Origin of the sequence: Pseudomonas sp. CP-1 (assembly GCF_021213715.1) — a bacterium.
In the GTDB taxonomy this organism is placed as follows: Bacteria; Pseudomonadota; Gammaproteobacteria; order Pseudomonadales; family Pseudomonadaceae; genus Pseudomonas; species Pseudomonas aeruginosa.
This window is the reverse complement of sequence record NZ_JAJQKY010000004.1, coordinates 358,414-376,096: the sequence shown is the minus strand read 5'-3', so window position 1 is coordinate 376,096 and position 17,683 is coordinate 358,414. Positions and strand designations below refer to the sequence as shown.

The window sequence follows — 17,683 nt, the reverse complement described above, 5'->3', positions numbered from 1 at the left end:
AACCGATGAACTGGCTGGATATCTGCGCCCTCGATGAAATCAACCCGCTGGGCTCGCGCGTGGTCGCCGGCCCGAAAGGCGACATCGCCATCTTCCGCGCCGCCGACGACCAGGTCTTCGCCCTCGATGACCGCTGCCCGCACAAGGGCGGCCCGCTGTCCCAGGGCCTGATCTACGGCAAGCGAGTGGCCTGTCCGTTGCACAACTGGCAGATCGAACTGGAGAGCGGCGAAGCCGTGGCCCCGGACCAGGGCTGCGCCCATCGCCACCCGGTGCGGGTGGAGAACGGACGGGTGCTGCTCGGCCTGGACAGCGTGGCGCTGTGCGCCTGATCTCTCGCCGATAACAGGAGCCGAGCATGTCGACAGATTCCCCGCTGCGCACCACCGCTTCGACCTGCTGCTACTGCGGCGTGGGTTGTGGCGTCCTGATCGAACACGACGGCGAACGCATCCTCGGCGTGCAAGGCGACCCGCGGCACCCGGCCAACTTCGGCAGACTCTGCAGCAAAGGCGCCAGCCTGCACCTGACCGGCGACCTCCAGGCCCGCGCGCTGTACCCCCAACTGCGCCTCGGCAAGCAAATGGCGCGGGCTCGCAGCGACTGGGAGAGTGCCCTGGAACATGCCGCCGGGCGTTTCGCCGAGACCATTCGCGAACACGGGCCGGACAGCGTGGCCTTCTATATCTCCGGCCAGTTGCTGACCGAGGACTACTACGCCTTCAACAAGCTGGCGCGGGCCCTGGTCGGCACCAACAACATCGACAGCAATTCGCGCCTGTGCATGTCCTCGGCGGTGGTCGGCTACAAGCGCAGCCTGGGCGCCGACGCACCGCCCTGCAGCTACGAAGACCTCGACTGCGCCGATTGCGTGCTGATCGCCGGCAGCAACATGGCCTTCGCCCACCCGGTCCTGTTCCGTCGCCTGGAAGCCGCCAAGGCCGCTCGGCCGGAGATGCGCATCGTGGTGATCGACCCGCGGCGCACCGACACCTGCGAGCTGGCCGACCTGCACCTGGCGCTGCTGCCCGGCACCGACGTCGCACTGTTCCACGGCATCCTGCATATCCTGCTCTGGGAGGACTGGATCGACCGTTCGTTCATCGCCGAGCATACCGAAGGTTTCGCCGACCTGAAGGAACTGGTGCGCGACTACACCCCGGCCGCCGTCGCCGACATCTGCGGCATCGACCGCGCCGACCTGCAGCGCTGCGCCGAATGGATCGGCCGTTCGCCGCGCTTCCTTTCGCTCTGGTGCATGGGGCTCAACCAGTCCAGCGCCGGCAGCGCCAAGAACAGCGCACTGATCAACCTGCACCTGGCCACCGGCAAGATCGGCCGCGCCGGATGCGGGCCGTTTTCCCTCACCGGCCAGCCGAACGCCATGGGCGGTCGCGAGACCGGCAGCCTGGCCAACCTGCTGCCCGGCCACCGCGAAGCCGCCGATCCCGGCCATCGCGCCGAGGTGGCGCACTACTGGGGCGTGGAACAGTTGCCCACGTCCCCCGGTCTCAGCGCCATCGAGCTGTTCGATGCGGTCCACGACGGCCGGATCAAGGCGCTCTGGATCGCCTGTACCAACCCCGCGCAATCGCTGCCGGACCAGCGCAAGATCCACGAGGCCCTTGCCCGCTGTCCCTTCGTGGTGGTCCAGGAAGCCTTCGCCGGCACGGAAACCTGCCAATACGCCGACCTTTTGCTTCCAGCCGCATCCTGGGGAGAAAAGGAAGGCTCCGTGACCAATTCGGAACGGCGGGTCAGTCATGTCCGTCGGGCCGTTCCGCCCCCCGGGGAAGCACGCCAGGACTGGAACATCGTCTGCGACTTCGCGCGCCGCCTGGAAGGGCACCTGCGACCCGCTAAACCTGGCCTGTTCGCCTTTGCCGACAGCCGCAGCCTGTTCGACGAATACAAGCTGCTTACCGCCGGCCGCGACCTCGATCTTTCCGGCCTCAGCTACGCACTGCTCGACCGCCTGGGGCCGCAGCAATGGCCATTTCCCAGTGGCGCGGAGCACGGCACCGCACGGCTCTATGCAGACGGCCGCTTCCCTACCGCCTCGGGACGCGCGCAACTGGTCGCCGAACCCTACCGCGCCGCCCAGGAAAAACGTGACGCGCGCTACCCGCTGACCCTCAATACCGGACGCTTGCGCGACCAGTGGCACGGCATGAGCCGGACCGGCACCTGCGCACGCCTGTTCGGCCATGAAGAGGAGGCCCTGGTGCACCTGCATCCCGAGGAACTGCGCCGCCGCCAACTGCAGGACGGACAGCTCGTGCGCCTGAAGAGCCGGCGTGGCGCCCTGATCCTGCCAGTGAGTGCAGACGACTCGGTGCGCCCCGGCCAGGCCTTCCTGCCGATGCACTGGGGCGATCGCTTCCTCAAGGGCCTGGGCTGCAATGTCCTGACCCTGCCGGCGTTCGACCCCCTGTCGAAACAACCCGAACTCAAGCACGCCGGGGTTCAGGTCGAATCCGTCGAACTGCCCTGGCGCCTGTTCGCGCTGGTGGAAACCGATATCCAGGCGCGTTTCGAGGCCCTCCGTGCGCTGTGCGAAGTCTTCGACCACGCCAGCTTCAGTCTCGCCGGACGCGAGCGCCCCGCCCTGCTGGTCAGCGCCGCACACCATGAGGCACCTGGCGCAGACCTGCTGGAGCGGATAGATCGCCAACTCGAATTGCTCGACGGGCCGATCCTCGCCTACGACGACCCACGGCGCGCCATCGGCAAGCGCGTGCGCCTCGAAGACGGGCGCATCGTCGCCGTCCGGCTCGCCGGCGAAACCCTCGCCCGCGACTGGTTGAAAGAACTCTGGCTTACCGGCCGGGCCGATAGCGAGCTACGCCGCTGGCTGCTCGCGCCAATCGGCGCGGCACCGGGACGCCCCAGCCAGGGTGCGGGCGGCAAGACCCTGTGCAGTTGCCAGAACGTCAGCCAGCAAACGGTGCTCGGCGGCATCGCCCGCGGATTGGACCTGGACGGATTGAAGCGCGAGTTCGGCTGCGGCACCGGCTGCGGCTCCTGCGTACCGGAAATCAAGAGACTGCTGGCGGCCCCCCGGCCCATGGCGGCGAATGCCTGAGGAGAACGACGATGAGCGGTAAGGTCTGGCTGGTGGGTGCGGGTCCCGGCGATCCGGAACTGTTGACCCTGAAGGCAGTTCGCGCCCTGCAGGACGCGGATGTGGTGATGGTCGACGATCTGGTCAACCCGAGCATACTGGAGCACTGTCCGTCCGCCCGGCTGGTCCGAGTCGGCAAACGCGGCGGCTGCCGCTCCACACCGCAGGACTTCATCCAGCGCCTGATGCTGCGGCATGCCCGCCAGGGACGCAGCGTGGTGCGCCTGAAAGGCGGCGATCCATGCATCTTCGGCCGCGCCGGCGAAGAAGCCGAATGGCTGGCCCGGCACGGGATAGACAGCGAGATAGTGAACGGCATCACCGCCGGGCTGGCTGGCGCCACTGCCTGCGGTATACCGCTGACCTACCGCGGCATCAGCCGCGGCGTGACCCTGGTGACCGCGCATACCCAGGACGACAGCCCGCTGGCCTGGGAAGCCCTGGCACGCAGCGGTACCACGCTGGTGGTCTACATGGGCGTCGCCCGACTCGCGGAGATCCAGGCCGGGCTGCTGGCTGGAGGCATGGCCGAGGATACGCCGCTGGCGATGATCGAGAACGCCACCCTGGGCAACCAGCGCGAATGCCGCAGCAACCTCGGCGAGCTACTGCGGGACGCCGGACGTTTCGCCTTGAAAAGCCCGGCGATCCTGGTGATCGGCGAAGTAACCCGCGACATCGTGTCGCAACCGATTTCCCTGAGCGCCTGACGAGCGGTCTTTTTCCAGGCAAAGAAAAACCCGGCCTGAGCCGGGTTTTTCCTTAGAGGCTCAGCCGATTACTTGGCTTCAGCTTCTACTTCGGCTTCAACGCGACGGTTGATAGCGCGGCCTTCAGCGGTGGCGTTGTCGGCAACCGGGCGGGACTCGCCGTAACCAACAGCGTTCACGCGACCACCTTCTACACCGTACTCGTTGACCAGTACGTCACGAACGGCGTTGGCACGACGCTCGGACAGCTTCTGGTTGTAAGCGTCGGTGCCGACGGAGTCGGTGTGACCTTCAACGGTGGTGGAAGTGGACGGGTACTGCTTCATGAAGTCAGCCAGGTTCTTGATGTCAGCGTAGCTGTTCTCTTTGACCTTGGACTTGTCGAAGTCGAACTTCACGTCCAGCTGTACGCGTACGACTTCGGCGACAGCCGGGCAGCCGTTGGCGTCAACGGTGACGTTGGCCGGGGTATCCGGGCACTTGTCGACGTTGTCGCAAACGCCGTCGTTGTCGGAGTCGGAGCAAACGTCGGCAACCGGTTCCGGAGCCGGAGCGGCTTTCGAACCACCGAAGTTGAAGCCGACGCCCAGGCCAGCCATCCACTCGCCCTGGTGACCGTTGTCACGCTTCTCCAGACCGTACTGGCCGTCGAGGCTGGCCTTGGCGAAGAAGTTCTCGGTGAAGTAGTACTTCAGACCAGCGCCGATGTTGGCCATGGTCATCTGCTGACGGCCTTGGCTGTCGCTGTTGATGTTGGTGATGTTCTGGTGAGCCAGACCAGCCGACACGTACGGACGCAGACCTACGCCCGGGGTACCGAAGTGGTAGATGGCGTCCAGAGAGGTCAGGTTGCCGTGGACCTTCTTGTTGCCGGTTTCGTAGGTGCCACGAACGTCATGGTACTCACCGTAGGACAGCGCCAGCTCGACGTCGTCGGTCAGGAAGTAACCGATCGAGCCGCCGTACAGGTCCGCGTTCTTCATGTTGCGAACGCTGTCGGTGAAGTAGCGCTTGCCGAAGGCTTCGATCTCTACCGAGTTCTGGCCCTGGGCAAAGGCGTTCATTGCCGAAGCGGCAACCAGCGAGCCGATGACAACGCCTAAGGTGTTCTTCAGTTTCATCCGTTAAATCCCCATCTTGATGGTCAGTTAGTTGTCCAACAATCAGCCGCACAACTTGGGTGGCAAGTTTATCAGAACTTCCCGCATAGAGAGACAATATTTACCCAACTATGTTTCGGTCGCATCTGAAAACTTTTCGCGCAGGCGGTCCAGTGCCCGCTTGTAGCGCATTTTCGTCGCACTCAGACCCATGTGCATGATATCCGCTATCTCCTGAAACTCCAGTTCCGCGACGAAGCGAAGAACCAGAATCTCCCGATCTATCGGATTGACATGGACGAGCCAACGATCCAATCCGCCCCGCTCCTCAACCTTCGGCGACTTCTCCTCGGAAGCCTCCTCCAGCGGGTCGAGGCTGAGCGCATCCATCAATCGGCGCTTGCGGCGCTCCTTGCGGTACTGCGTGATGCACTCGTTGTACGTGATGCTATATAGCCATGTTTTGAACTTCGACTTGCCCTCAAAGTTCTTCAACCCGTACAAAACTTTCAGCATCACCTCCTGGCACACGTCGTCCGCGTCGCGGTCGTTGCCCAGGTAGCGGGCACAGACGTTGAACAGCGTGCGCTGGTAACGCCGCATCAATTCTTCATAGGCGCGCGTCACGTGGAACAGCTCCGAGTGCGCACGCTCGACCAGCTCTTCATCGGAAAGCTGGCGTGGGTCATACCGCTGTGACAGGGGGTGAGGCTTATTCAAGTGAGATCAGGCCAGTCATATCGTAAGCCGGGCCGCCCTGCAGAGCAGCCACGTCCATTATCTCTCCCGGATCAGCGGCTGGTAACTCGCTGATCGAGCAGTAGACGGTTGGCCAGCGACACAAGCTCTCCCTCTTCCGTCAGCAGGATGGTCTTGACCGTACCTATCTCTTCAATAGTGCCTTCAACGTCACCCACTTTCACCTGTTGTCCGACCTGATACAGCTCGCGGACGTAGATTCCTGCAATGATCTGCCCGGCGACCTCGCGGCTGCCCAGGCCCAGGGCCAGCGCAGCGGCCAGGCCGACGGTGATCAGGACGATGGCGATGATGTAGTTGAGCAGGTCGGTCTTGACCTCGAGCTGCCCCACCGCCACCGAGATGCTGATGATGATGACCAGCCACTGGGCGATCCGCCCCAGGCCGTTCGCGTATTCGAGGCCGACGCCGTCCGCCGCGCCGCGCACGACGCTGTTCACCAGTTGCGCCAGGAGCACGCCGACGATCAGCACCAGGGCCGCGCCGAACACCTTGGGCAGGTACAGGGCGAGGACGTCCAGCGTGGCGGATACCCGCTGCAGGCCGAGCGACTCGGCGGCGGATACGAGGAAGACGAGCAGCACGAACCAGTAGACGATCTTGCCGACCAGCGTCGAGACCGGAACCTGGATGCCGACCCGGGCCAGCAGCTTGGTCAGGCCGGTGCCACCCATCAGCCGGTCCAGGCCCAGCTTGGCCAGCAGCTTGGAAAGCAGCGCATCGAGCAGCTTGGCGATGACGAAGCCGAGCAGAACGACCACCAGGGCGCCGAGCAGGTTGGGAATGAAGCCTGCCAGCTTGCCCCACAGGGTGTTCATCGCGGTCAGCAAGCTCTGGGTCCAGATATCGAATTGCATGTTCACTCAGCCTTGTCAGCAGAAGATGCGTTTTTCGCGGAAATACGGGAAACCGGCGCCAGATGCGGCGAACCGTTGTTGATGCCGATCATCAGCGCCTGCAGCCAGTGCCCCATGAGGCTGAACAGGTCACCGGCGCCAACCTGGCGATTGGCGGTCTTCAGCACCCGTCCCAGACGCGCGTCGTCGTCCGGCTGGGGAGCCGAAGCCTTGAGCAGGTCCCGCAGGGACTCTTCGAACGGATCGTGCATGCACACCTCATGTCTGTACGAGGGAGTGACGCCCTCTCCTCACCCCAGGTCACGTCAGAGCCAGCGCAGCCGACGAAATACCCACCACTGGAAGGTGGCGACCCCGCCGATCAGCAGGCAGGCCAGCCAGAACCCATGCGGTGCATCCGCCCCCGGAATGCCGCCGACATTGATTCCCAGCAGGCCGGTGACGAAGCTCATCGGCAGGAAAAAGCCGGTGATTATACCAAGGAGATACATGGTGCGGTTCATCCGTTCGGTGATTCGCCGCGACTCGGCTTCCTGCAGGACGCTGATGCGCTCCCGTATCAACTCGAGCTCTTCGAGATTCCGCGTCAGCCGGTTGTTCAGCTCGTTCCAGTAATCGGCGTCGTCCTCGACGAACCAGGACAGCTTGTAGCGCGCCAGTTGCGAGTAGATGTCCCGCTGCGGCGCCAGGTAGCGCCGCAACCCCGCCGACCGGCGGCGCAGGGTACGCAACTGGTGCTGGTCGGGACTGGCGCGCTCGTCCGCCTCGACCAGTTCCTCGACAGCATCGAGCTGGTCGGCTATCCCGCTGATCAGCGTGTCGACGCGATCGGTCAGGTAGTGCGCGAGGTAGTACACGACCTCGGATGCCGTCTTCGGCCCTTTCCCCGCCTCCAGGTCCTCGAGCAGATCGGCCACCGCCTTCAGCGGCCGCAGGCGCAGCGAGATCACCCGGCGCGCGTCGGCGAATACCCGCAGCGAAACCATGTCTTCCGGCTCCGCGCCCGGATTCAGGTTCACTCCACGGAGGAACACCAGCAGGCTTTCGGCCCCGAGATCGAGCAAACGGGGGCGAGTCGCCTCCTCCAGCAGCAGATCGCAGGCAAACTCGCTGAGCCCCGCGGAATCCCGCAGCCAGGCCTGCGCTTCCGGTACGCCGCGGTCCCAGTGCAGCCAAAGGCTCTCCTCCGGCAGCAGGTCGAGCACCGCTATCTGGTTGCGTCCGACACGGCGTCCGCCGCCGCGCCCGTTGAGGACGTAGCCATAGATCAAGCCGCGCTCGTCACCCGACTCGTACGCTTGCATTGCGCTTCCCTTGGTAAAACGACCATTTCGACAGTAAAAACACAAGTCCAGTACCAGTCAATTCATGGACTTGCGGCATAACCTTAAAGCCAGTCCTGAGACCCATATGCGCGCCTCGGGTTCATTCCAGCAAAAAGCCCCGGGACGCTGCCTGCGTCACCGGGGCCGGAACGGCTGTTAAAAAGCCCTATTCGGGCATCTTCAAGGCCTGCGGAGAAACGATGATGCCGTTGTTGTCGGCATACACGAACTCGCCGGGGCGGAAGGTGACGCCGCCGAAGGTCACGGCGACGTTCAGATCGCCGATGCCGCGCTTGTCGGTCTTCAGCGGATGACTGGCCAGGGCCTGGACGCCGAGGTCGGTCTGGGCGATCACGTCGACGTCACGGATGCAGCCATATACGACGATCCCTTCCCAGCCGTTCTTCGCCGCTTTCTCGGCCAGCATGTCGCCCAGCAGGGCGCGGCGCAGCGAACCACCGCCATCGACGACCAGGACCTTGCCCTTGCCGTCCTTGTCGACCTGCTCCTTGACCAGCGAATTGTCTTCGAAGCACTTGATGGTGACGATCTCGCCGCCGAAGGAGTCGCGGCCGCCGAAGTTGCTGAACATGGGTTCGACGACCTGGACCAGCTCAGGATAGGCATCGCACAGATCGGGAGTGACGTAATGCATGGGAAGCTCCTGTGGGTGAAGGGATCGGCTCGGGCAGCTCCGGAGGATCATCGGCCGCCCGCCCCGGCGGCGCCGGCGTGACCGGAGCCGCCATTTGCGTCACATGTTAGCCGCTGATTCCGGCTTCCGATACGTCTAGCGCCTCACTCCACGCGGATTCGTCGCCCGCCGGCGATCGCTGGCGCAGCCAGCGCTCCACCAAGGGCCAGACCTCTAGCTGGGCCGCCTTGCCGATCAGCATCTCGATATGCCCGTAGTCCTCGGCGTAGCCAGCCTCGCGTCCGAGCAACAGGTATTCGCGCTCGGACGAGGCGAACTGCTCGAACAACTTGCGACAGGCCCAGGACGGGTCCTGCCGGTCCCCAGCCCCGGCGACCGCCAATAGCGGCACGTCGACTGCGGCGAGCCCCTTCCACCAGTCGTTGCCCGGCTCGCCGAAGCGGCCGAACAGCCCATGCCAACGCAGGACCTCCAGCGCCACGCCGACCGGCTCGTCTTCCGGGCCCTGCCGCCAACGGCTTCCGGATAGCGCGTCGACGCGGCGCAGCAGCAGGCGCGCGAGGATGCCTGCCATGGGCAACCTGAACAGCCAGTGCGCGGTGCTGACCTGGCTACCGAACAACGCCACGGAAGCGATCCGTGCCTGGTCCAGGTAGCCCCCGCCCAGCCCCGCCGCCAGCACCACCCCACCGAGGGAGTGGCCAATCCAGTGCGCCGGCTGCCCGCACTGCTCGTGGATGAAGGAGGCCAGCGCCGGCAGGTCGTAGCGCGCGTAGTCGGCGACCCGGTTGTCCCGGTAACCATCGTTGCGAATCGACAGGCCATGGCCGCGCATTTCCGGCAGCCAGACATCGAACCCCGCCCGCGCCAGGTAAGGACCTAATCCGAGCGCACGCGGCGAGTACCAGAAGCGGCGGTTGGAAAAACTCCCGTGCAGGAGGATCACAGGCGGTCCGCGCCGCTCGCCGGCGGCCTGCTGTCCGAGCCGGGTTACGACCAGCTCGACGCTGGCATCGGGGCTGTTGCCGGGCTTCAGGCGGTAGATGTCTTCGGTAAGGTCGGCGCGCAATTCGGCGCTGACCAGGGCGACAGGAAAGAGGCGACTACTGCTTTGCATGCTTGTCTTGTACAGGAGGCACGAAAAAGGGCGGTGTTACCCGCCCTTTCCGGATACAGCGAGGACCGATCAGGCCTGGTCTTGCCCCTCGGCGAGGAAGAACCAGGTATCCAGCACCGAGTCGGGGTTCAACGAGACGCTCTCGATGCCCTGCTCCATCAGCCAGCGGGCCAGGTCCGGGTGGTCCGACGGACCCTGGCCGCAGATGCCGATGTACTTGCCGGCCTTGTTGCAGGCAGCGATGGCGTTGGCCAGCAGCTTCTTCACCGCCGGATTGCGCTCGTCGAACAGGTGGGCAACGATGCCGGAATCGCGATCCAGGCCCAGGGTCAGCTGGGTCAGGTCGTTGGAACCGATGGAGAAGCCATCGAAGAACTCGAGGAACTCGTCGGCCAGCAGGGCGTTCGACGGCAGTTCGCACATCATGATGACCTTCAGTCCGTTCTCGCCGCGCTTCAGGCCGTTCCCGGCCAGCAGCTCGACCACCTGGCTCGCCTCGCCCAGGGTGCGCACGAAGGGCACCATGATCTCGACGTTGGTCAGGCCCATTTCGTTGCGGACCTTCTTCAGCGCACGACACTCCAGCTCGAAGCAGTCGCGGAACGACTCGCTGATGTAGCGCGAGGCGCCACGGAAGCCGAGCATCGGGTTCTCTTCTTCCGGCTCGTAGAGCTTGCCGCCGATCAGGTTGGCGTACTCATTGGACTTGAAGTCGGACAGGCGCACGATGACCTTCTTCGGCCAGAACGCCGCGGCCAGGGTGCTGATGCCCTCCACCAGCTTCTCGACGTAGAAGCCGACCGGATCGGGATAGCCGGCGATGCGCTTCTCCACGCTTTCCTTGATGTCCGCCGGCAGGCCGGCGAAGTTCAGCAACGCCTTGGGGTGCACGCCGATCATGCGGTTGATGATGAATTCGAGGCGGGCCAGGCCCACGCCTTCGTTCGGCAACTGGGCGAAATCGAAAGCGCGATCGGGATTGCCGACGTTCATCATGATCTTGAACGGAAGGTCGGGCATGGCGTCGACCGAGTTCTTGCGCACATCGAAACCGAGTTCGCCTTCGAAGATGAAGCCGGTATCGCCTTCGGCACAGGAAACGGTCACCCCCTGCCCATCCTGCAGGATCTGGGTGGCGTTGCCGCAACCGACCACCGCCGGGATGCCCAGTTCGCGAGCGATGATCGCCGCGTGGCAGGTACGCCCGCCGCGGTTGGTGACGATGGCGCTGGCGCGCTTCATCACCGGCTCCCAGTCCGGGTCGGTCATGTCGGAGACCAGGACGTCACCCGGTTGGACCTTGTCCATTTCCGACACGTCGTTGATCACCTTGACCGGACCGGCACCGATGCGCTGGCCGATGGCACGTCCTTCCACCAGGACGGTCCCCTTCTCTTTCAGCAGGTAGCGCTCCATGACCGTGGCGCTGGCGCGGCTCTTCACGGTTTCCGGGCGTGCCTGGACGATGTACAGCTTGCCGTCGTCACCGTCCTTGGCCCATTCGATGTCCATCGGGCGGCCATAGTGCTTCTCGATGATCATGGCCTGCTTGGCCAGCTCGGTGACCTCGGCGTCGCTCAGGGCGAAGCGGGCGCGATCGGCGCGATCGACGTCCACTACCTTGACCGAGCGACCGGCCTTGGCTTCGTCGCCGTAGATCATCTTGATCGCCTTGCTACCCAGGTTGCGGCGCAGGATGGCCGGACGCCCGGCTTCCAGGGTCGGCTTGTGGACGTAGAACTCGTCGGGGTTCACCGCGCCCTGGACCACGGTCTCGCCCAGGCCGTAGGCACCGGTGATGAAGACCACGTCGCGGAAGCCGGATTCGGTGTCCAGGGTGAACATCACCCCGGCGGTGCCGGTTTCCGAGCGGACCATGCGCTGCACGCCGGCGGACAAGGCGACCAGCTTGTGATCGAAGCCCTGGTGCACGCGGTAGGCGATGGCGCGGTCGTTGAACAGGGAGGCGAAGACCTCTTTTGCTGCGCGGATCACATTGTCCACGCCGCGGATATTGAGGAAGGTTTCCTGCTGGCCGGCGAACGAGGCGTCCGGAAGGTCTTCGGCGGTAGCGGAGGAACGCACTGCCACGGCGAGGTTGTCGTTGCCGTTGGCCAGGGCGGCGAAGGCCTGGCGGATCTCGCTGTCGAGACGGGCCGGGAACTCGGCTTCCATCACCCACTGGCGGATCTGCGCGCCGGTCTTGGCCAGGGCGTTGACGTCGTCGACGTCCAGGGCGTCCAGGGCCGCGTGGATACGGTCGTTGAGGCCACTCTGCTCGAGGAAGTCACGGTAGGCCTGGGCGGTGGTGGCAAATCCGCCGGGTACGGAAACGCCGGCACCGGCCAGGTTGCTGATCATCTCGCCGAGGGATGCGTTCTTGCCCCCCACATGCTCTACATCATGGACGCCGAGCTTATCGAGGGAAACTACGTACTCTACCAAGGTGATCTCTCCACTATTGAATTGGAAAAGCTCAAGCGGGGCCAGGAGCAGCTCCGCTGGATTCTGGCCTGGCCCTTAGAAATAAGTGACAATGCTGCGACAGAAAGGCCTCTGACAACGCGCGGCCTATCATAGCCAAGAATCGTTCCTACCTTAAGGCTTTCGGTGCAAATGAAACGAACCGCATTCTTCATCTCGGACGGCACCGGTATCACCGCCGAAACCCTGGGCCAAAGCCTTCTGGCACAGTTCGAGAACATCAGCTTCGTCAAACTGACGAGACCGTACATCGATACCGAAGAAAAAGCGCGCGCCATGGTACAGCAAATCAATAATGCTGCCGAGTCGGACGGGGCCCGCCCGATCATCTTCGATACCATCGTGAACCGCGACATCCGGGCGGTCCTGGCGCAATCCAACGGTTTCATGATCGATATCTTCGCCACCTTTCTTTCGCCTCTGGAACAGGAGCTTTCGGCCGACTCGTCCTATTCGGTCGGCAAGTCCCACTCCATCGGCCACAACTCCAACTACATGGATCGCATCGAGGCGGTGAACTTCGCCCTCGACAACGACGACGGCGCCCGCACCCACTACTACGACAAGGCCGACCTGATCCTGGTCGGCGTCTCGCGCTGCGGCAAGACGCCCACCTGCCTGTACATGGCCCTGCAGTATGGCATCCGCGCCGCCAACTACCCGTTGACGGAAGAGGACATGGAGCGCCTGCAACTGCCGAACGCCCTCAAGCAGTACAAGCACAAGCTGTTCGGCCTGACCATCGACCCCGACCGCCTCACCGCGATCCGCAACGAACGCAAGCCCAACAGTCGCTACGCCAGCTTCGCCCAGTGCGAATTCGAGGTACGCGAGGTCGAAAGCCTGTTCCGCCGCGAAAACATCGCCTACATCAACTCCACGCATTTCTCGGTGGAGGAGATTTCCGCAAAGATCCTCGTCGAAAAAGGCGTGGAACGGCGCTTCAAATAACCGCTCCGGGGCCAGCGGCTCGGCACCGCCAAGGTCCCTTGCCCGCTTCCGGTAACGCTTCGAGCCCCTGGATGGAATTTCGTTTCATCCCAGGGGCAAAACCCCGACCAAGTGGTATAAGCGGCTGTCGCTGCCGAAAAACCGCGTGATAGAATGCGGCCCGCATGCGCCTGGCGGGGCGCCCGGCATGCCCGGCCTGCCGAGCGCAGGTCGATGACGCAGGGTTTTCCGTCACGGACTGGACAGCGATCGCAAGATCGACCCGCCGAACGCGACACCAACCAGGACTTATGAAACTCAAGCCCTTAGCTCCCCTGCTCTGCCTATTCATCGCCGTACCAGGCCTGAGCGTAGCCGCCGAAAAGACGGTCTACGGCCTGAACGAATACGCGCGCATCAACGACCCGGACATCCAGCTGGCCGCCAAGCTCGACACCGGCGCCAAGACCGCCTCCCTCAGCGCCCGCGACATCAAGCGTTTCAAGCGCGACGGCGAAACCTGGGTGCGCTTCTACCTGGCCACCGACAACGCCGACGACACCCCGATCGAGAAGCCCCTGGCGCGGATCAGCAAGATCAAGCGCCGCCACGGCGACTTCAACCCCGACGAGGGCAAGGCCTATACCGCCCGTCCGGTGATCGAGCTGCAGGTCTGCATGGGCAAGGCGATTCGCACCATCGAAGTGAACCTGACCGACCGAAGTGCATTCCAATACCCGCTTTTGATCGGCTCGGAGGCCTTGAAGAAATTCGACGCACTGGTCGATCCGAGCTTGAAATACTCGGCCGGGAAACCCGGCTGCAAACCTGATGCAAAACCTGCTGAGTAAACGACATGCGCTCTCTCAACCTGCATCTGAAAGTCCTGATCGCCATCCTGCTGACCCTGGGTGTGGCGATCACCGCCTATCAGATTTTCGTCCAGGGAATTCCCGTTACCGAAGCCGAAACCGATGACCTCTGGAACATCGATGCCAAGGTCGACTTCGTCGCCACGCCGAAAACCCCGGTCAAGGTGCAGATGTTCGTTCCGCCGTTGAGCCAGGACTACGTCAGCCTCAACGAAAGCTTCGTCTCCAACAATTACGGCGTCAGCATCAATCGCGCCGACGGCAATCGCAAGGTGACCTGGTCCGCCCGCCGCGCCAACGGCAAGCAGACCCTGTACTACCGCCTGGTGCTGACCAAGCGCTACACCGGCGAGAAGACCAAGGAGAAAGGCCCGATCTTCCGCGACAGCCTGCCCCTGGAAGGCCCGGAGAAGATCGCCGCAGAAGCCCTGCTGGCCCCCATTCGCCAGCACTCGGCCGACGTCGAGACCTTCGTCAGCGAAGCCATCAAGCGCGCCAACAACGGCAACGACGACAACGTCAAGCTGCTGATGGCCGGCGACACCAGCCTGGAAAAGAAAGCGCATATCGTCGAGACCCTGCTGTCCATCGCCCACGTGCCGATGGAGCGGGTCCATACCATCCGCCTGGTCGCCGACCTGCAACAGAGCCCGGAACTGTGGCTGCGCAGCTTCAACGGCGAGAACTGGCTGTATTTCAACGTGGTCACCGGCGAACAGGGCCTGCCCTCCGATCGCCTGATCTGGTGGCTTGGCGATGAGCCGCTGATGACCATCGACGGCGGCAAGAAGGCCCAGGTCAGCTTCAGCCTGAACAGCAGCGAGATGAACGCCATCCGCCTGGCCAAGCTGTCCGACGAGAACACCGAGGCGGCCTTCCTCGAGTACTCCCTGTACGGCCTGCCGCTGTCCACCCAGCAGACCTTCCAGATCATGATCATGATCCCGATCGGCGTGCTGGTGATCCTGATCCTGCGCAACCTGATCGGCCTGCAGACCCTTGGCACCTTCACCCCGGTTCTGATCGCCCTGGCCTTCCGCGAGACCGGCCTGCAATGGGGTATCGCCCTGTTCACCGTGATCACCGCCCTGGGCCTGTCGCTGCGCTCCTATCTCGAGCACCTGAAGCTGCAGATGCTGCCGCGCCTCTCGGTGGTGCTGACCTTCGTGGTGGTGATGATCGCGGTGATCAGCCTGTTCAGCCACAAGCTCGGCTTCGAGAGCGGCCTGTCGATCGCCCTGTTCCCGATGGTGATCCTGACCATGACCATCGAACGCCTGTCGATCACCTGGGAAGAGCGCGGCGGCGGCCATGCGATGAAGGTGGCCATCGGCACCCTGTTCGCGGCATCGCTGGCGCACATCCTCATGCGCATCCCGGAACTGGTGTACTTCATCTTCACCTTCCCGGCCGTGCTGCTGATCCTGGTCGCCTTCATGCTCGCCATGGGCCGCTACCGCGGCTACCGCCTGACCGAGCTGTTCCGCTTCAAGGCCCTGCTCAAGGACTGAACCATGTCGATCTGGAAGACCTGGAAAGACCTGACCGCGAAAGGCGTGATGGGCATCAACCGACGCAATGCCGATTACGTCCTGAAGTACAACAAGCGGCACCTGTATCCGGTGGTGGACGACAAGATCATCACCAAGGAACGCGCGCTCGAGGCCGGCATCCACGTGCCGGAGATGTACGGCATCATCGAGACCGAGAAAGGCATCGACAAGCTCAACGAGATCATCGGCGAGCACAACGATTTCGTCATCAAGCCGGCGCAGGGCGCCGGCGGCGACGGCATCATGGTGATCGCCGACCGCTTCGAGGGCCGCTACAAGACCGTGTCGGGGAAGATCGTCAGCCACGAGGAGATCGAGCACCACATCTCGAGCATCCTCTCCGGCCTCTACTCCCTCGGCGGCCATCGCGACCGCGTACTGATCGAGTACCGGGTGACCCCCGACCAGATCTTCAAGAGCATCAGCTACGAAGGTGTCCCGGACATCCGCATCATCGTACTGATGGGCTACCCGGTAATGGCCATGCTGCGCCTGCCGACCCGGCAGTCGGGCGGCAAGGCCAACCTGCACCAGGGCGCCATCGGCGTGGGCGTCGACCTGGCCACCGGTGTCACCCTGCGCGGCACCTGGCTGAACAACAAGATCGCCAAGCACCCGGACACCACCAACGCGGTGGACGGCGTGCAACTGCCGAACTGGGACGGTTTCATGAAGCTGGCGGCCGGTTGCTACGAGTTGTCGGGCCTCGGCTACATCGGCGTGGACATGGTTCTCGACCAGGAGAAAGGCCCGCTGATCCTCGAACTCAACGCCCGCCCGGGCCTGAACATCCAGATCGCCAACGACAGCGGCCTGGTGCACCGCTGCCACGCCGTCGAGGCGCGACTGGAAGAACTCAAGGCGAAAGGCATCGAAGAGTCCGCGGAAGAGCGCGTACGCTTCTCCCAGCAGTTGTTCGGCCACGTCCAGCAGCACCAGGGCTGACGTGCTTCCGGTATGAAGAAGCCCGGCTCCGGCCGGGCTTCTTCATGTCTCGGATTTCAACGCACCACGGCCAGCTCGAAGCCGCCCTGCCGGGCGTGCTCATGCACCTGCATGCCCGCCTCGTTCACCGCCAGGTCCTGCAGCGGACGCTTGAACGGCTTGTTGTCGAGGGTTTGCAGCGAGCGGTCCTCGTCGGTAGTCAGCAGCAGCACGTAGCGCTCGCCGCGATTGGCTCGCACCGGCACCGTACCCTCGATGAAAGCGTAGCGATACCAGGTTTCCGGGTTCAGCTTGTACACCGCGTCGCTGACCAGCCGGGTCGGCCGCTTGTGCTCGTCGAGGAACAGCAGCGACGGGTAGACCACCTGGCGGTTGGCGAAACTGCGGATGCGCAGGCCGTAGACACCCTGGGAGCGCGGCAGCCGGATCGCCGCGTAGAAGCTCCTGCCCATGGGAAAGTCGAAGCTCGGCGAGAAGCGGTTCAACTCCTCGTAGCGCGGTTCGTCGGCATCCAGTTCGGTGAAGTCGCTCTCGGCGATCTGCTCGCAGCAGCGCCGTTGCAGGTCCTGGTAGAGATCGTCGATGGTCATCTCGGTGCCCTTGAGCAAAGCCTTCAGCGCATCGCTCTGCTGGCCGGCGCCATCCAGCCCGGGCAACGCCGTCGGACGTTGCTTGAACTCGATCTGCCGGCCCTCGGTGAAGGCGATCTGCGACGAAGGCGCGGCCTCCCGCTTGAAGCGCGCCGCGCGCTCCTCGAGCGGGATCTGCGAGTTGTGCATGCGGCCCTTCTCGTCCACCCAGGTGTAGTAGGGACTGCCGTTCTCGCTGCGAACGAAACCCTTGCCCTCGAAGGCCTCGGCATCGATGTATTCGGCGGAGTGCTCGCCGTTGGGCAGGACGTAGTCGGCGCGCTGGCCGGCGACCTGGGCGCCAGCATAGAAGCTGTTCTGCACGTTGCCGTTGGCATCGATCCAGGTGTAGTAGCGACGCTTGCTCTCCCCTCCGCTGCTGTTCCCCGGCCACTGCGTGGCGTTGTCCGCCTTGTTCAGCACCCGCGCCTGGTCGCTCTGGCCGATGCGCTGCCGCGCCTGGCGCTGCTGGCGGTCGAACTGGCCGTCGACGAAGGTGTTGTGCACCCCGCCATTGTCGTCCACCCAGGTCAGGTAGCGCCCGCCGGAGGCCCAGCCCGGCGAAGATGCCGGCAGCGCCAGGGAGAAGACGCAAAGTACGATGGATGCGCGCATCATGCTCC

General features: G+C 64.0%; 16 protein-coding genes. 7 read left to right on the top strand and 9 right to left on the bottom strand.

Annotated elements, in window-relative coordinates; all coding sequences use genetic code 11:
- Positions 1-5 precede the first annotated feature (5 nt).
- Genes nirD through cobA form a run of 3 tightly spaced genes read left to right on the top strand, consistent with a single transcriptional unit; the run spans position 6 to position 3,834 of the window.
- A complete protein-coding gene (gene nirD, locus LT948_RS11210) occupies positions 6-332 on the top strand; it encodes a nitrite reductase small subunit NirD (protein ID WP_003098054.1) in 327 nt (108 codons plus the stop codon).
- 26 nt (positions 333-358) lie between these two features.
- Positions 359-3,085 carry a nitrate reductase gene (locus tag LT948_RS11205; protein WP_073657175.1) on the top strand — a complete coding sequence of 909 codons (2,727 nt, stop codon included), beginning with the start codon at positions 359-361 and terminating at the stop codon, positions 3,083-3,085.
- An 11-nt stretch (positions 3,086-3,096) separates the two neighbouring features.
- Positions 3,097-3,834 carry a uroporphyrinogen-III C-methyltransferase gene (cobA, locus tag LT948_RS11200; protein WP_003087845.1) on the top strand — a complete coding sequence of 246 codons (738 nt, stop codon included), beginning with the start codon at positions 3,097-3,099 and terminating at the stop codon, positions 3,832-3,834.
- A 68-nt stretch (positions 3,835-3,902) separates the two neighbouring features.
- Here the strand turns inward: cobA and oprF are convergent, their stop codons facing one another.
- The 8 genes from oprF to ppsA form a co-directional block, all read right to left on the bottom strand.
- Positions 3,903-4,955 carry an outer membrane porin OprF gene (oprF, locus tag LT948_RS11195; protein ID WP_003087843.1) on the bottom strand — a complete coding sequence of 351 codons (1,053 nt, stop codon included), beginning with the start codon at positions 4,953-4,955 and terminating at the stop codon, positions 3,903-3,905.
- Between the two features lie 108 nt (positions 4,956-5,063).
- On the bottom strand, positions 5,064-5,654 hold the full coding sequence (gene sigX, locus LT948_RS11190) for an RNA polymerase sigma factor SigX (RefSeq protein ID WP_003098059.1): 591 nt from the start codon (positions 5,652-5,654) through the stop codon (positions 5,064-5,066).
- Between the two features lie 71 nt (positions 5,655-5,725).
- Positions 5,726-6,550, bottom strand: a complete 825-nt coding sequence (locus LT948_RS11185; protein WP_003087830.1) for a mechanosensitive ion channel family protein — start codon at positions 6,548-6,550, stop codon at positions 5,726-5,728.
- Between the two features lie 2 nt (positions 6,551-6,552).
- Positions 6,553-6,807 (bottom strand): hypothetical protein, encoded by a 255-nt coding sequence (locus tag LT948_RS11180; protein WP_003122844.1) that lies wholly within the window; start codon positions 6,805-6,807, stop codon positions 6,553-6,555.
- Between the two features lie 48 nt (positions 6,808-6,855).
- Positions 6,856-7,854: a zinc transporter ZntB gene (locus tag LT948_RS11175; protein ID WP_003098062.1), complete on the bottom strand. Its 999-nt coding sequence runs from the start codon at positions 7,852-7,854 to the stop codon at positions 6,856-6,858.
- Between the two features lie 187 nt (positions 7,855-8,041).
- Positions 8,042-8,530, bottom strand: coding sequence for a ribonuclease E activity regulator RraA (gene rraA / locus LT948_RS11170; RefSeq protein ID WP_003087823.1), 489 nt, complete (start codon positions 8,528-8,530; stop codon positions 8,042-8,044).
- Between the two features lie 106 nt (positions 8,531-8,636).
- Positions 8,637-9,647, bottom strand: coding sequence for an alpha/beta fold hydrolase (locus LT948_RS11165; protein WP_003087820.1), 1,011 nt, complete (start codon positions 9,645-9,647; stop codon positions 8,637-8,639).
- A gap of 69 nt (positions 9,648-9,716) precedes the next feature.
- The gene (ppsA, locus tag LT948_RS11160; protein WP_003098065.1) at positions 9,717-12,092 is read right to left on the bottom strand and encodes a phosphoenolpyruvate synthase; all 2,376 of its coding nucleotides are present in this window, start codon (positions 12,090-12,092) and stop codon (positions 9,717-9,719) included.
- A 171-nt stretch (positions 12,093-12,263) separates the two neighbouring features.
- Here ppsA and ppsR point away from each other — a divergent pair, with 171 nt between their 5' ends.
- The 4 genes from ppsR (at position 12,264) to LT948_RS11140 (ending at position 16,431) form a co-directional block, all read left to right on the top strand.
- Positions 12,264-13,082 carry a posphoenolpyruvate synthetase regulatory kinase/phosphorylase PpsR gene (ppsR, locus tag LT948_RS11155; RefSeq protein WP_003087813.1) on the top strand — a complete coding sequence of 273 codons (819 nt, stop codon included), beginning with the start codon at positions 12,264-12,266 and terminating at the stop codon, positions 13,080-13,082.
- Positions 13,083-13,372: 290 nt separating this feature from the next.
- Positions 13,373-13,912 carry a retropepsin-like aspartic peptidase RloA gene (rloA, locus tag LT948_RS11150; RefSeq protein ID WP_003087811.1) on the top strand — a complete coding sequence of 180 codons (540 nt, stop codon included), beginning with the start codon at positions 13,373-13,375 and terminating at the stop codon, positions 13,910-13,912.
- A 5-nt stretch (positions 13,913-13,917) separates the two neighbouring features.
- On the top strand, positions 13,918-15,444 hold the full coding sequence (gene rloB, locus LT948_RS11145; RefSeq protein ID WP_003087809.1) for an osmotic stress tolerance membrane protein RloB: 1,527 nt from the start codon (positions 13,918-13,920) through the stop codon (positions 15,442-15,444).
- Positions 15,445-15,447: 3 nt separating this feature from the next.
- A complete protein-coding gene (locus LT948_RS11140; RefSeq protein ID WP_003087807.1) occupies positions 15,448-16,431 on the top strand; it encodes an alpha-L-glutamate ligase-like protein in 984 nt (327 codons plus the stop codon).
- Between the two features lie 56 nt (positions 16,432-16,487).
- Here the strand turns inward: LT948_RS11140 and LT948_RS11135 are convergent, their stop codons facing one another.
- On the bottom strand, positions 16,488-17,675 hold the full coding sequence (locus tag LT948_RS11135) for a MalM family protein (RefSeq protein ID WP_031670764.1): 1,188 nt from the start codon (positions 17,673-17,675) through the stop codon (positions 16,488-16,490).
- Positions 17,676-17,683 lie beyond the last annotated feature (8 nt).